Origin of the sequence: Thiohalorhabdus denitrificans (assembly GCF_001399755.1) — a bacterium.
In the GTDB taxonomy this organism is placed as follows: Bacteria; Pseudomonadota; Gammaproteobacteria; order Thiohalorhabdales; family Thiohalorhabdaceae; genus Thiohalorhabdus; species Thiohalorhabdus denitrificans.
Genome location: NZ_LJCP01000011.1, coordinates 261444 through 274477 on the forward strand (window position 1 = coordinate 261444; position 13034 = coordinate 274477).

The 13034-nt window shown below is 71.7% G+C and carries 14 protein-coding genes; 7 read left to right on the top strand and 7 right to left on the bottom strand.

The features are described from left to right. Positions 1–75: 75 nt before the first annotated feature. Together AN478_RS10675 and AN478_RS10680 are read right to left on the bottom strand one after the other, a co-directional pair. Positions 76–1026 (bottom strand): prenyltransferase, encoded by a 951-nt coding sequence (locus AN478_RS10675; RefSeq protein ID WP_231627395.1) that lies wholly within the window; start codon positions 1024–1026, stop codon positions 76–78. Positions 1027–1054: 28 nt separating this feature from the next. After that, on the bottom strand, positions 1055–3301 hold the full coding sequence (locus tag AN478_RS10680) for a primosomal protein N' (protein ID WP_082433038.1): 2247 nt from the start codon (positions 3299–3301) through the stop codon (positions 1055–1057). Positions 3302–3374: 73 nt separating this feature from the next. Between AN478_RS10680 and AN478_RS10685 the strand changes: the two genes are divergently transcribed. After that, positions 3375–3962: a DUF1054 family protein gene (locus AN478_RS10685; RefSeq protein ID WP_054966595.1), complete on the top strand. Its 588-nt coding sequence runs from the start codon at positions 3375–3377 to the stop codon at positions 3960–3962. A 97-nt stretch (positions 3963–4059) separates the two neighbouring features. Then, positions 4060–5436: a glutamate--cysteine ligase gene (locus AN478_RS10690; protein WP_231627396.1), complete on the top strand. Its 1377-nt coding sequence runs from the start codon at positions 4060–4062 to the stop codon at positions 5434–5436. Positions 5437–5555: 119 nt separating this feature from the next. Here AN478_RS10690 and AN478_RS10695 read toward each other — a convergent pair whose 3' ends face one another. From AN478_RS10695 to dinB, 4 genes are all read right to left on the bottom strand, one after another. Next, entirely contained in the window at positions 5556–6239 is a 684-nt protein-coding gene (locus tag AN478_RS10695; RefSeq protein ID WP_054966596.1) for a hypothetical protein, read from the bottom strand. A gap of 36 nt (positions 6240–6275) precedes the next feature. Further along, positions 6276–6752, bottom strand: a complete 477-nt coding sequence (locus AN478_RS10700) for a GNAT family N-acetyltransferase (RefSeq protein ID WP_054966597.1) — start codon at positions 6750–6752, stop codon at positions 6276–6278. A gap of 317 nt (positions 6753–7069) precedes the next feature. Beyond that, complete coding sequence (locus AN478_RS10705; RefSeq protein WP_054966598.1) at positions 7070–7663, bottom strand: NAD(P)H-dependent oxidoreductase; 594 nt, start codon at positions 7661–7663, stop codon at positions 7070–7072. A 47-nt stretch (positions 7664–7710) separates the two neighbouring features. Beyond that, positions 7711–8799, bottom strand: coding sequence for a DNA polymerase IV (gene dinB, locus AN478_RS10710; protein WP_054966599.1), 1089 nt, complete (start codon positions 8797–8799; stop codon positions 7711–7713). Between the two features lie 103 nt (positions 8800–8902). On the opposite strand from dinB, the gene AN478_RS10715 reads away from it, so the two are divergent. Both AN478_RS10715 and rimI read left to right on the top strand, forming a co-directional pair. After that, positions 8903–9262 (top strand): DUF488 domain-containing protein, encoded by a 360-nt coding sequence (locus tag AN478_RS10715; RefSeq protein ID WP_054966600.1) that lies wholly within the window; start codon positions 8903–8905, stop codon positions 9260–9262. 22 nt (positions 9263–9284) lie between these two features. Further along, complete coding sequence (gene rimI, locus AN478_RS10720) at positions 9285–9776, top strand: ribosomal protein S18-alanine N-acetyltransferase (protein WP_054966601.1); 492 nt, start codon at positions 9285–9287, stop codon at positions 9774–9776. Positions 9777–9827: 51 nt separating this feature from the next. On the opposite strand, the gene AN478_RS10725 is transcribed toward rimI, so the two are convergent. Further along, the gene (locus tag AN478_RS10725) at positions 9828–10490 is read right to left on the bottom strand and encodes a class I SAM-dependent methyltransferase (RefSeq protein WP_054966602.1); all 663 of its coding nucleotides are present in this window, start codon (positions 10488–10490) and stop codon (positions 9828–9830) included. Between the two features lie 131 nt (positions 10491–10621). Here AN478_RS10725 and AN478_RS10730 point away from each other — a divergent pair, with 131 nt between their 5' ends. From AN478_RS10730 to AN478_RS10740, 3 genes are read left to right on the top strand one after another with little or no spacing between them, the layout of a single operon-like run. Continuing rightward, a complete protein-coding gene (locus AN478_RS10730) occupies positions 10622–11350 on the top strand; it encodes a TIGR04219 family outer membrane beta-barrel protein (protein WP_054966603.1) in 729 nt (242 codons plus the stop codon). A gap of 35 nt (positions 11351–11385) precedes the next feature. Further along, the gene (locus tag AN478_RS10735) at positions 11386–12246 is read left to right on the top strand and encodes a patatin-like phospholipase family protein (protein ID WP_054966604.1); all 861 of its coding nucleotides are present in this window, start codon (positions 11386–11388) and stop codon (positions 12244–12246) included. Positions 12247–12305: 59 nt separating this feature from the next. Further along, positions 12306–13016: a hypothetical protein gene (locus AN478_RS10740; RefSeq protein ID WP_054966605.1), complete on the top strand. Its 711-nt coding sequence runs from the start codon at positions 12306–12308 to the stop codon at positions 13014–13016. Positions 13017–13034: the final 18 nt, after the last annotated feature.

The window sequence follows — 13034 nt, forward strand, 5'->3', positions numbered from 1 at the left end:
CCCGTCCCGCGTCAACGCGGGCCCGGGCCCACATGGCGCCCTTTCGGCGCGTTGCGACGGGCCGGGCGGGCGACGCTACCCCACCGCCCGCCCGGCCCACCACAAGCCCGCCGCCAGCAGGACGCCGAAGGCGAGCAGGGCGTTGATGGTGCGCCGCACGGCGGGCTCCAGCAAGACGGGGGTCTCGGCCCAGCGCAGCAGGTCCCGCCAGGCGCGCATGCTGAGCAGCGCGGGCAGCAGGGCCACCAGGGCCGCGCGGGGGAGCACGCCCCGGACCACCGCCGCCGCCAGCGCGGCGTACGCCAGCAGGGCGAAGCCGCCGTAAAGCCAGCGGGCCCGGCGGGGCCCCAGGCGCACCACCCAGTGCCGCTTGCCGGTGGCCGCGTCCGCCCGGTGGTCCGGGAACTGGTTGATGAACAGCAGGTTCAGGGCCAGCAGCCCGTAGGGGATCCCGGTCAGCAGGGTCTCGGGCACGAAGCCGCCGCGCTGCACCCAGCCCGCCCCCAGGGGGATGAGCACGCCGAAGCCCAGCAGCACCATGGGCTCGCCCAGGCCGCGCCCGCTCAGGCGCAGGCCGCGCGCCGAATAGGCCCAGCCCACCAGCAGGCCGGCCGCCCCCACCGCCAGCAGCCCCGCGCCCGCCCGGGGCAGCAGGAGGACCCCCAGCACCGCGGCCGCCGCGAGCAGGATCCAGCCGTAACGGGCCATGGCCACCGGCGACATCACCCCGTTCTGGATGAAGCGACTGCCCCCGGTGTAGGGGAACAGGCGGTCCGTGTTGCGGCCGTCCGTGCCCGCCAGGGCGTCGTAGTAGTCGTTCAACGCGTTGGCCCCGGCGTGCGCCAGCACGGCGCCGAGGAGGGTCAACAGGGCCGGGACGGGAGCAATCGGCCCGCGCAGCCCGGCGGCCGCGAGGCCCACCAGTACCGCCAGGGCGCTCGCCGTCAGGAAGGCCGGCCGGGTGGCCAGCAGGTAGCGGGGCAGCGGGCTGCTCAGCATCTCGGGGCGGGGCTCGGCTGTGGCCACGGCGGTCTCCTACGGGCAGGCGAGGGGTTCAGAACAGGTCCGCCGGGTCCACGTCCAGGGACCAGCGCACGTCCCGACCGGCGCGAAGGCCCTCCAGGGCCGGCGCCCAGGGCGCCAAGGCCCGGTGGAGGGCCTTGCGGTCGCCGGCGGTGATCAGGAGCTGGGCGCGGTAGCGCCCCTCCAGGCGCTCCACCGGCGCGGGGGCCGGCCCGAGGAAGCGGGTCCCGTCCGGCCCGGCCTGTTCCCGTCCCAGGTCCCGGGCGGCCTCCAGGAAGGCCTGCGCGGCTTCGGCGGTGCCGGCCTCGGCGCGCAGCAGCGCCAGGGGGGCGAAAGGCGGCAGCAGGGCGGCCCGGCGCTCGGCCAGCTCCATCTCGGCGAAGGCGGCGTAGTCGTGGGCGCGCAGGGGGCCGAACAGGGCGTGCTCGGGGTGGTGGGTCTGCACCCACACCCGGCCCGGGCGCTCGGCCCGCCCGGCGCGGCCCGCCACCTGCAGGACCTGCTGGAACAGGCGCTCCCGGGCGCGGAAGTCTGCGGAGTACAGCCCGCCGTCGGCCGCCACCACCCCCACCAGGGTCACACCGGGGAAATGGTGCCCCTTGACCACCATCTGCGTGCCGACGATGACCTGCGCCTGGCCGGACTGGATGGCGTCCAGCTTGGCCTCCAGGCTGCCCTTGCGCTGGGTGGTGTCGCGGTCCACCCGCACCACCCGGGCCTCGGGCAGATGGCGAGCCAGGGCCTGTTCCACCTGCTCCACCCCCTGGCCCACCGTCTGCAGGTCCGGGTTGCCGCAGTGGGCCTCCGGGCACTGAAGGGGCACCGGGGCGTGGTGGCCGCACAGGTGGCAGAGCAGCAGCCGCCGGCCGCGGTGGAAGGTCATGGGCCGGTCGCAGTGAGGGCATTCCCGGGTCCAGCCGCAGCCCGGGCACAGCAGCACCGGGGCGAAGCCGCGCCGGTTGAGGAACAGCAGGGCCTGCTCGCCGCGCTCCACGGTGGCGGCCACCTCCCGCAGCAGGGCCGGGGCGAGGCCGCCGTCCTCGGCCACCCCGCGCATGTCGATCAGGCCGACCTGGGGCAGATCCGCGCCCCCGGCCCGCTCCGGCAGGTGCAGCCGCCGATAGCGGCCCCGCTCGGCGTTGTACAGGCTCTCCAGGCTGGGGGTGGCCGTGCCCAGGACCACCGGCACCCCCTCCCGCGCGCCCCGCGCCAGGGCCAGATCCCGGCCGTGGTAGCGGAACCCTTCCTGCTGCTTGAAGCTGGGGTCGTGCTCCTCGTCGAGGATGATCAGCCCCGGCCGCGCCAGGGGGGTGAACACGGCGGAGCGGGTGCCGATCACCACCTGGGCCTCACCGGAGCGGGCCGCCTCCCAGCCGGCCAGGCGCTCGCCCTCCGCCAGCCCGGAGTGCAGCACCGCCAGGCGGGGCGTCAGCCGGCGCCGGAAACGGGCCAGGAGCTGCGGCGTGAGGGCGATCTCCGGAACCAGCACCAGCACCTGCCCGCCCCGCTCCAGAACCGGGGCGATGGCGTGGAAGTAGACCTCCGTCTTGCCGCTGCCGGTCACCCCTTCCAGCAGGAAGGCGTCGAAGCCCTCCGCGGCCGTGATCCGCTCCACGGCCGCCGCCTGGTGCGGGTTGAGGTCCGGCCCCGGCTCGGGCTCCACCGCCGGGGCCGCCACCCGGGACCCCGCGCGGGCCTCGATCCAGCCCCGCTCGGCCAAGCGGTCCAGGGGACCGCGCAGGTTGGGGGCGATGGTGCGCAGCTCGGCCTCCGACAGCGGCCCGTCCTGCAGGGCCTCCAGCAGGGCCCGCTGGCGGGGGGCGCGGCCCAGGGAGGCGGGCTCCACCTCCCGGCCTTCCGAAGTGAGGGTCCACAGTCGGGGCGGCTCCGGCGGCTGGCCCCCGCGGCCCAGGGCGCCGGGCAGGGCGGCGTCGAAGACCTCGCCCTCGGGGTGGTGGTAGTAGCCCGCCGCCCAGCGCAGCAGGCCGAACAGAGGGTCCGGCCACAGGGGATCGGTGTCCAGAACCTCGGCGACGCGCTTGAGGCGAGCCGGATCCACCGCCGACCGCTCCTCCACGGCCACCACCACGCCGATGCGCTCCCCGCCGCGAAAGGGCACCCGTACCCGGGTGCCGGGCCGCGGCGGGGAACCGGATTCCGGGGGCAGGTAGTCGAACAGACGGCGCAACGGCACGGGCACGGCCACCCGCACCACGCCCCCGCCTTCGGGGGCCGTGCCGGTGGCCGCTTCATCCGACTGGATCGGCAGGGTATTCATGGTAGGCTACCGGGCACCCCGGGCCCGGCTGCCGACCGGGCGACCGTACCGCTTGAGCGCAGGAGCGTCTGGCATGCCCAAATTTTCTCCCGAGGACCTTGAGATATTCGCCATTCCCGGATTCGAGGAGCGCATGGGGGCCATCCGGGAGCACATCCACCCGCGCCTCCAGGAGCTGGGCGAGGAGCTGGCGGAGCCCCTGGCTGCGCACACCGGGGAGCCCATGTTCCCGCACGTGGCCAAGCACGCCCGTCGCAGCGTGAACCCTCCCGAGGATACCTGGGTGGCCTTCGGTCCCGAAAAGCGCGGCTACAAAAAATACCCCTACGTGGGGGTGGCCATCAGCCGGTTCGGCGTCCACCCCCAGGTGGTGTGCAAGCAGGAGTCCTGGGAGAACCGGCCCACCATGGCGGACCGCCTGGATGCCCGCCGTCCGGCTTTGCGCCTGGGCAACTTCCAGGACTGGAAGTTCGCCGACGCCCCCGAGGAGCAGGTGGCCGACGACGCCTTCTGGGATGCGCGCCTGCACAAGATGCGGCTGAAGACGGGCGGCCTGGACCTCGGCCGCACCATCCATCCGGAGCGGTCGAGCCCGGACGCCCTCCTCGGGGAGCTGGCGGATTTTACCCATCTCTACCGCGTTCTGCGCGGCATGGAATAGGCGCCGCATTGAAGAGGGGCCCGGGAGGCGGCAGAATAACCATTCGGTAAACCCGCCTCCCCCGCCCCGTCCCGTCCCCGAACAAGGAAGAACCGTCTTGTCCCACTCCTCCGGCCCCCCTGCCCCGGCCCTCGACGAGATCGTCACCAGCCGCGACCAGCTGGTCCGCTACCTGGAGGCCGGCTCCAAGCCGCGCACCGAATGGCGCATCGGCACCGAGCACGAGAAGTTCGCCTTCGAGGTGGATACCCTACGCCCCCTCGACTTCGACGGCGAACGGGGGATCGAGAAGGTGCTGCGGGGGCTGACCCGCTTCGGCTGGCAGCCCACGGAGGAGGACGGCCGGGTCATCGGCCTGAAGCTGGGGAAGGGCTCGGTCACCCTGGAGCCGGGCGGTCAGGTGGAGCTCTCCGGCGAGCCCCTGGACTCCCTCCACGACACCTGCCGGGAGGTGAACGAGCACCTCAAGGAGGTCAAGGAGGTGGCCGACCCCCTGGATGTGGCCTTCCTGGGCGTGGGCTTCCAGCCCAAGTGGGCGCTTGCCGACATCCCGCGGATGCCCAAGAAGCGCTACCGCATTATGACCGAGTACATGCCCACCCGGGGCGGCCACGCGCTGGAGATGATGTACCGCACCGCCACCGTGCAGGCCAACCTGGACTTCGGCTCCGAGGCGGACATGATCCAGAAGTTCCGGGTGGGCCTGGCCCTGCAGCCTGTCGCCACCGCCCTGTTCGCCAACTCGCCGTTCACCGAGGGCCGGCCCAACGGCTACCTGAGCTACCGCTCCCAGATATGGATGGACACCGACCCGGACCGCTGCGGCGACCTGCCCTTCGTCTTCGAGTCCGGCATGAGCTTCGAGCGCTACGTGGACTACGCCCTGGACGTGCCCATGCTGCTGGTGCTGCGCAACGGCGAGGCGGTGGACGCCTCCGGGCAGTCCTTCCGCGATTTCATGGCCGGCAAGCTGCCGGCCCTGCCGGGGGAGCACCCCACCCTGGAAGACTGGGAGACCCACCTCACCACCCTGTTCCCGGAGGTGCGGCTCAAGCACTTCCTGGAGATGCGCGGGGCTGACGGCGGCCCCTGGAGCCGGCTGTGCGCCCTGCCCGCCCTGTGGAAGGGCCTGCTCTACGACACGGCGGCCCAGGACGCCGCCTGGGACCTGGTGAAGGACTGGACCGCCGAGCAGCGCTGGCGCCTGCGCGCCGAGGTGCCGGAGAAGGCCCTGAACGCCGAGATCGGCGGGCGCACGGTGCGCGAGATCGCCCGCGAGGTGCTGACCATCGCCGAGGACGGCCTGCGCCGCATCGACCGGCGCAACGACAGCAACCAGGACGAGCGCGTCTTCCTCGCCGACCTGTTCGAGGTGGTGGACCAGGGCCGCACCCCCGCCGAACTGCTGCTCGACGAGTACCACAACAAGTGGCACGGCGATATCGACCCCCTCTTCCGGGAGCATGCCTACTAAAGGATTTCCAGGGCTGGGTTTCCTTGTAGGAGCCCGCTTCAGCGGGTGATCCGTTCCTCCCGGAGCCCTCCATCGCCCGGCGGAGCCGGGCTCCCACGGGAAACCTTCTGCCATCGGGATCAGGCCCCCACGATGCGCAGCATCTGGTTGACGCCCTTCTGCGACTCGTAGTCCACCTGCACCACCTCGCTGGGATTTCCAGCCTTGTCCAATGCCCGCCGCACCGGTTCCAGGTGGCGCGACCGGCGGGCGTTCAGGTCCGCCAGGGGAAAGACCCGCACCTCCCGGGCCAAGCCGGCCAGCTCTTTTAGCGCCCCGGCGTGGAAGGCCTCCTCCAGGTGGTCGCTGTAGAGGAATAGCAGATGCGAGACCAGAGCGAGGTCGAACCGCCTCGCCGCGAAGGGCAGCCCCGGCAGGCTGGCGGCCACGTAGCGGCCCTCCCGCAGGCCGGCCGGATAGTCGGCCAGGAAGGCCTCCATGGCGGTCCGCCGCAGGGCCACCAGCTCCTCCGGGCTACCGCTGCGGTCCCAGCGGAACTTCTCCCGGTTGCGCCGGAGCTGGACCACCATCTCCGGCACCACCTCGTCGATGCGTGCGCGGATGGCCCCCGCCGTGAAGGCGTAGACGGGATCCGCGGAGATTACCCGCCCGCCTTGCCGGGTCAGCTCGGCGTTGAAGACGGCCGGTCCGCCGCCGCAATCCAGGATTGGGCAGGACCGGTCCGCCTCATCCAGGGCGAACATGTCCACGTACTCCCGGTAGGAGCGGCCGAAGGGAACAATGTCTTGCAGGTCGAAGGCCACGGGGATTCGTCTCCTGGTGCCCGTTTATCTCGGTAACTACAGGGCCAGCTTCATTTTGCGGCCGCCCGCTACGGTGAGCCCCTCGCGCTCGTAGAAGGCGTAGGTCCGCTCGAAGGCCGGCAGCGGCGGGGTGGTGAGCTCCAGTCGCCCCCATTCCCGCTCTCGCCCCAACCGGCGAACCGCATTCAGTAGCTCCCGGCCGACGCCCTGCGAGCGCCACTCCGGGCGCACGTAGAATTCCGGGACCAGCCCAAAGGCGCCCCCGGCGTACAGGGCGTGGGCCTCGGTCACGTTGATCAGGCCCAGGGGCCCCACCTCCCTCTCCTTCCGCGCCAGAAAGGAGCGGTAGGTCCCCGCGCGCAGCCAATCGGCCGTGCGGGCCCGGGTGGCCTCCCGGTCGAAGTGGAAATGGGGCTGGCCGGTGGCGGTCATGATCTCCCCCAACAGCTCTTCCACACCCGCGGCGATGCACGGGGCGTCCTCCGGCACCGCCTCCCTGATCTCCCAGTCCATGGCGCTCTCCGTTCCAAAGGCACAAAAAAAGCCGCAGGTCCTCGCGTGGGAACCTGCGGCTTCGCGGATGGTATGCGGGTCAGGCTGTCAGCCGGCCGTCACACGCTCCTTTCCAACGACGCACAGGGTCCCGCCCAGCTCGGCTAGGCGCCACCAGCGGCGTCGAATGGAAACGTGGACGACCGGTTGCATGTTTTTTCCGTGTCTTATGCTTTCCGGAAGGTACAAACAGACAAAATACGTCCCGGCCCATGCCTTGGCAAGGACCAGAAAGGATCCTGATCTAATGGCCTTTTCACCGGCAGAAGCCGGTGCCTTCAGGTGGCGGCGCTCACCAGCCCGTTCTCCCGGACGTAGCCACCCGCCAGCTCCCGCACCTCGCGGAGCCACTCATCTCGCTGCTCCGGGGTGCTGCCGGCCACCGGCGCGAAGACGCGGCGTCGGACATCCGCCACCCCGCAGGGCCGGAACACGCCGTCCCGCCAGATGCCCTCCAGGGGATCGTTCGCGGGCTCCCCCTCCCCGGGGGCATCGGCGGTGTTCAGCACCAGAGCGGCCTCGCCTTGGAGCAGCCCCTGCGGGGGCCAGCCGCCCCCCGGCGGTCGCTGGTAGGCCACCCCTTCCTGGAACACCAGGTCCAGGTAGCCCTTGAGCATGGCGGGCGGCTGGCCCCACCAGTCGGGATGGATGACGATGTAGCCATCCGCCTCCTGCAGGTCGCGGACGTAGCGCTTGGTGTGCGGATCGGCGCTCTTGCGGAAGGACAGGACGGGATCGAGCCCGTCGCCGTACGGGTCATGGACCGCGAAGTCGCCGCCCGCCTCCCGGATGGCCTCCTTGGCGGCCTCGGCCATGGCGGCGTTGAAGCTTTCCGGGCTGGGATGCCCGTAAATGATCAGGATCCGGCTCATGGACGTCCCCCTTGTCCGTAGCCTTCGGGGATTGTCCACAATACCTTTCAGTCTTTTGTCTGGGAACCGAAGAGGCTGAACTGTTCCGCCTCGGCCCCCGCCTCCTCCAGGTTGCTCACCGTCACGCCCAGCAGGCGCACCGGCCGCTGTCCGGCCTCCGTCCTGCGCAGGAGGCGCCGGGCCCAGGCGGCGATCTCCCCGGGGTCGGCGGTGGCCCGCTCCAGGGTCTGGCTGCGGGTCAGTGTCCGGAAGTCGGGGAAGCGCACCTTGGCGGTCACCGTCCGCCCGGACAGGCCCCGGGCGGCAAGCTGCTCCGCCACGTGGCCGGCCATGGTGGTGAGGCGGCGGTCCATCTCCTCCAGCTCATTGATGTCCTGCTGGAAGGTGTCCTCCACCCCCAGGCTCTTGCGCTCGCGGGGCACGCCCACCGGGCGGGGATCGATGCCGCGGGCGAAATCGTGCAGGGTCAGACCGAACTGGCCCAGGGCCTCGGCGAGCTGCTCCCGGGACCGGTCGCGCAGATCCGCCACGGTGGCGATGCCCATGCCGGCCAGCACCTCCTCGGTGGCGGGGCCCACGCCGTGCAGCTTGCGCACCGGCAGCGGCGCCAGGAAGTCCTGGACCCGCTCGGGCCGTACCACGGTGAGGCCGTCCGGCTTGTCCCAGTCACTGGCGATCTTGGCCACGAGGCGGGAGCTGGAGACCCCGATGCTGACGGTCAGTCCCGTCTCCTCCCGCACCCGCGCGCGGATGGCCTCGGCCACCGCGGTGGCGGAGCCGTAGGGCTCCAGGCGGTTGGTGACCTCCAGGTAGGCCTCGTCCAGGGAGGCGGGCTCCACCACCTCGGTGAAATCGCGGAAGATGGCCATGATGCGTCGGGACTCGCGCCGGTAGCGCTCCAGCTCCGGGCGCAAAAAGACGGCATGGGGGCAGAGCCGCTTGGCAGTGGCGGCGGGCTGGGCGGAGTGGATGCCGTATTCGCGGGCGGCGTAGTTGGCGGTGGAGACCACCCCGCGCCCCTCGGGGTCGCCGCCGATTACCAGGGGCACCTCGCGTAGGTGCGGCTCGTCGCGCATGTGCACCGCGGCGAAGAAGCTGTCCATGTCGCAGTGGAGGATGCGGCGCTCGGTCTCCATGTTCCTACCCGTGGGGACTCGCCCCGGTTCCTTGCCCGGCCCCCGTCGGGCTAGGGTATCCTTTTAGCGCGACGATTGCCGGTTTGCCGGCCGGAGGATGCCCATGGGCGAGGTCCGGTTGAAGCGCGTCTACGACGACGCCGAGCCCGCGGACGGCGAGCGCATCCTGGTGGAGCGTATGTGGCCCCGCGGCATGCGCAAGGAGGACGCCCGGCTCGACCTCTGGCTCAAGGAGGTGGCCCCGAGCCCGGAGCTGCGCAATTGGTTCGGCCACGACCCGGAGAAGTGGCCGGAGTTCAAGCGCCGCTATCGGGACGAGCTCTCGCAGCGCCCCGACCTGCTGGAGGATCTGCGGCAGCGGGCCCGTTCCGGTCCGGTCACCCTGCTCTACGCCGCCCGGGACCGCGAGCACAATAGCGCCGTGGCCCTGCGCGAGACCCTGGAGGAAGCCAATTCCCGCTGAACAGCCTCAAGGCCCCGCCCCGGTGCAGCCGGACCTCGACCGCTGCCGCCTTCGCCCCATGGCGCTCGCCGATCTGCCGGGGGTAGTAGACAACGAAGGCAGCTGCCACTACTCCGCCTGGACCGCGGACCTGTTCCGGACCAGCCTGACCTCCGGTCAGCGGTGCCGGGTGGTGGAGCTGGACGGCGCCATCGCCGGCCACGGCGTCCTGAGCGTCACCGGCCCGGAGGCGGAGATCCTGAACCTGTGCATCGGAAACCGCTTCCGGGGTCGGGGCCTGGGGCGGACCCTCCTGCGCCACCTGCTGGCGGCAGCCCGGGAGGCGGGCGCCGAGGACGTCTTCCTGGAAGTCCGGGTCTCCAACGAGCGGGCCCGCCGCCTCTATGAGGAGGAAGGTTTCCTGCGCATGGGGAAGCGGCCCGCCTACTACCCGGGGCCCAACGGCCGCGAGGACGGCCTGATCCTGGGCCGCCACATCGGCGAGGCCCTGTTCTCCGACCCCTGCGGGGCCTGAACCCCAGGCGGGGCGTGGCCCGTTCCACTCCTGGAGGGACCGACGGCAGGGTCAGAGGGTTCCCGTCACCAGCAGATGGCGATCGCTCACCGTCTCCACCTCCAGCCCCTCCAGGCCGGCCGCCCGGAGCTGGTCGCCCACCTCCTCGGGGGTGAAGGCGGCGAGCAGCGAATTGTAGAAGTCGGTGCGCAGCTGCTCGGGCTCGTCGGCGGCGTACTGGTCCACGATGGCCGCGGCCCGCTCCTCGGAATCGGGGCGCTGCAGGTCCATGACGTAGATGGCGGTGCCCTCGCCGGCCACGCGCTGGATGGTCCGCCACAGGTCGGCGCCGTGGTGAAGGTGGTGCAGCAGGCTGTTGGAGACCACCGCGTGGAAGGGCATGGGCGGCGGCTCCAGCTCGCGCAGGCCGCTCTGCACCAGCATCACCCGCGGCTCCTCCTCGGTGCCGGCGACGGCCTCCCGGGCCAGCTCGATCATGGCCGGGGAGCCGTCCACCGCCTGCACCAGCGCCCCGGGCATGGCCCGGGCCAGGCGCAGGGGGATGTCCCCGGGGCCGCAGCCGAGGTCCAGGACAAAGGGGCTGCCCCCCAGCCAGGGAAAGCTCTGCTGGAAGCCCTCCACGAACCCCGCGTTCACCTCGGCGAAGTCCGCCTCGGCGTAGGCCCGCGCCTGTCCGGGGTCGTCCATCAGCTCCGGCTCGGGAATCCGTTCCATGGCCTTCGGCCTCCCTGTCCGCCCGGTACCGGCGCCCGGACCGGAATGAATGTAAACGGTTTCATGCGCAATAGCCTTTCCATCTGGTAGGCTTGGTCCCACTATATCGCGTCGCAAAAGGGGAACCCAGCATGCCGCGCATTCGCACCATCTCCACCGCCGGCGCCCTGCTCCTGTCCGCCGGCTCCGCCCACGCCCTGCCGCTCGCGGACGTGGAAATCGGCGCCCGCTACTGGCAGGCCGATCCCAGCGGGGACGTGACCTACGATGGGGGCGGCTTCGACGTCGAGGACGACCTGGACTTCGACAAGGAAGGCACCCCCAACCTGTACGCCCGGGCCGCCATCCCCTTCGTCACCCTGGACGCCGAGTACACCGACCTGTCCTACGACGGCGAGATCCAACGCTCCGTCGGCCAATGGGGCGGACAGGACATCGTTGCCAACGGCAGCTCCAGCTTCGACGCCCGCCTCCTGCACGCCGGCGCCATGTTCAGCCTGCCGGTGCCGTTCGTGGACATAGGCCTGGGCCTCGGGGCCACCAACGTGGACGCCGAGGCCGAACTGCAGACCGATGCCGGCAAGGAAACGGGCAGCGCCAACTTCACCATGCCCGTGGCCAAGGCCGAGGTCCGGGTCGACCTGCCCGCCCTGCCGCTGAACGCCGGCGTCCGCGCCAACGGCATCGGCTACGACGGCGACAGCTTCCGCGACGTGACCGCGGAGGTGGGCTTCGAGATGGGCCTGCTGCAGGTCCGTGCCGGCTACCGCCAGATCGCGGTGGACTACGACGGCGGCGACGACCTCAAGGTGGATTCGGACTTCAGCGGACCGTTCGCCGGGCTGCACCTGGCCTTCTAGACGCCGGGGCCGGCCCGCGCCGCAAAGGAGGCCGCATGGTCGAGGGGAGCCATCCCGCCGAGGCACCCGGGGTCACCCTCGCCCTCGGCGGCGGGGGCGCCCGGGGCCTCGCTCACGCCGGTGTCCTGGCCACCCTCGTGGACGCCGGCATCCCGGTGCGGGCCGTGGTGGGCACCAGCATCGGCGCCGAGATCGGCGCCTTCTACTGCGTGGGCCTCGGTCCCGACCGCATCGAGGACATGGTCCGCGAGATGGACTGGATGGCCACCTTCCGGCTCTTCTGGCCGAGCCTGGAGGGGGGCGCCCTCACCTCCGGGCGCAACATCGAGGCCTACCTGCGCGAGCGCCTGGGCAACGGGACCTTCGAGGGCTGCGACCCGCCCTTCCGGGCGGTGGCCACGGACATGCGGACGGGCCAGCAGGTGGTCCTGGACGACGGGGGCCTGGTGGAGGGGGTGCGCGCGAGCATCGCCCTGCCCGGGCTCATCAAGCCCTTCAAGGTGGACGGTCGCCTGCTGGGCGACGGCGGTCTGGTGAATCCCCTGCCCGTGGATGTGGCCCGGCGGCGATTCGGCGGCCCGGTGGTGGCGGTGGCCGTCCATCCCGGGGCCCGCGGCGCGGGCGAGCGCGCGGAAGAGCCCGACCCCTTCCAGGAATCCGAGGAGGAGTCGGCGGGGCCCGCCCTCATCGCCAACCTGCAGCGCGCGGTGCAGATCACCCAGGCCCAGCTGGTGCGCCTGCGCCTCGAGGCCAGCCCGCCCGACCTGACCCTCAAGCCCGTGGTTCCGGGCATGAGCACCCTCGAGTTCTACCGCGGCGGGGAGGCCCTGGAGGCGGGCCGGAAGGCCGCCATAGAGAACCTGGACCGCATTCGCGCCCTGGCGGAGCCCGCCTGACCTGCACTAGGCTTTCCTGAGAACCCCCTTGCGACCCCTCGACCCACGGGAGCGTCCCCATGGTTTTCGATAGCAGTATGGCCACCGCCCGCAACCGCTTCGCGCAGGCGGGGACGACCATTTCCAAGGCCTTCGAGGAATCCGACCTGGCCACCGGCGAGCAGGTGACGCCGCCGGACCTGGTGGACGCCATCGCCCAGCTCCTGGAGATCCTGGAGCGCAACCCGGTGGACGACCCCACCCCGGCCATGCAGGAGGAGGGCGAGGCCGATAAGATCGGCAACCACGCCATGAACTTCCTGCACGACCTGGGGGTCTATAGCGACCGCCTGGAGCTGCCGGAGACCACCGGCGAGCTGCAGCAGGTGGCCATCGCCGTGGCCATGTGGATGGCCTCCTGGGAGGTGCCCATCCAGCACATCGATATGGTGGTCAACGGCCTCGGCCAGCTAGCCAACAAGAGCAGCGACGTGGAGGAGCTGCGCCGCATCCGCTCCATGATGCAGCGGGTGGTGGACCACGCCAGTCCCGACATCAAGGCCGACCTGGAGACCTCCAACCCCCACCGGGCCTGGCGGATCCTGCTGCTGAACGAGGGCATCGTGGCCGTGCGCGGCCACGACCCGGAGGGCATCCGCGAGGCCTTCGACCAGCTCCGCGCGCGCCTGCCCGACGACGCCGAGGCCTTCTTCGCCGAGGCGGCCAAGCAGGTGGAGCAGGGGGGCTTCCCCCCCGAGGTGGCGGAGACGGTGCGCAGCTACACGGGCTAGGGCCCGCCCCGGGCGGAC

Coding starts and splice junctions, on each gene's coding strand:
- AN478_RS10680 (WP_082433038.1), bottom strand. CDS start 3,301: ATGAATACCCTGCCGATCCAGTCGGATGAAGCGGCCACCGGCACGGCC.
- AN478_RS10685 (WP_054966595.1), top strand. CDS start 3,375: ATGCCCAAATTTTCTCCCGAGGACCTTGAGATATTCGCCATTCCCGGA.
- AN478_RS10700 (WP_054966597.1), bottom strand. CDS start 6,752: ATGGACTGGGAGATCAGGGAGGCGGTGCCGGAGGACGCCCCGTGCATC.
- AN478_RS10705 (WP_054966598.1), bottom strand. CDS start 7,663: ATGAGCCGGATCCTGATCATTTACGGGCATCCCAGCCCGGAAAGCTTC.
- dinB (WP_054966599.1), bottom strand. CDS start 8,799: ATGGAGACCGAGCGCCGCATCCTCCACTGCGACATGGACAGCTTCTTC.
- AN478_RS10715 (WP_054966600.1), top strand. CDS start 8,903: ATGGGCGAGGTCCGGTTGAAGCGCGTCTACGACGACGCCGAGCCCGCG.
- AN478_RS10725 (WP_054966602.1), bottom strand. CDS start 10,490: ATGGAACGGATTCCCGAGCCGGAGCTGATGGACGACCCCGGACAGGCG.
- AN478_RS10730 (WP_054966603.1), top strand. CDS start 10,622: ATGCCGCGCATTCGCACCATCTCCACCGCCGGCGCCCTGCTCCTGTCC.
- AN478_RS10735 (WP_054966604.1), top strand. CDS start 11,386: ATGGTCGAGGGGAGCCATCCCGCCGAGGCACCCGGGGTCACCCTCGCC.
- AN478_RS10740 (WP_054966605.1), top strand. CDS start 12,306: ATGGTTTTCGATAGCAGTATGGCCACCGCCCGCAACCGCTTCGCGCAG.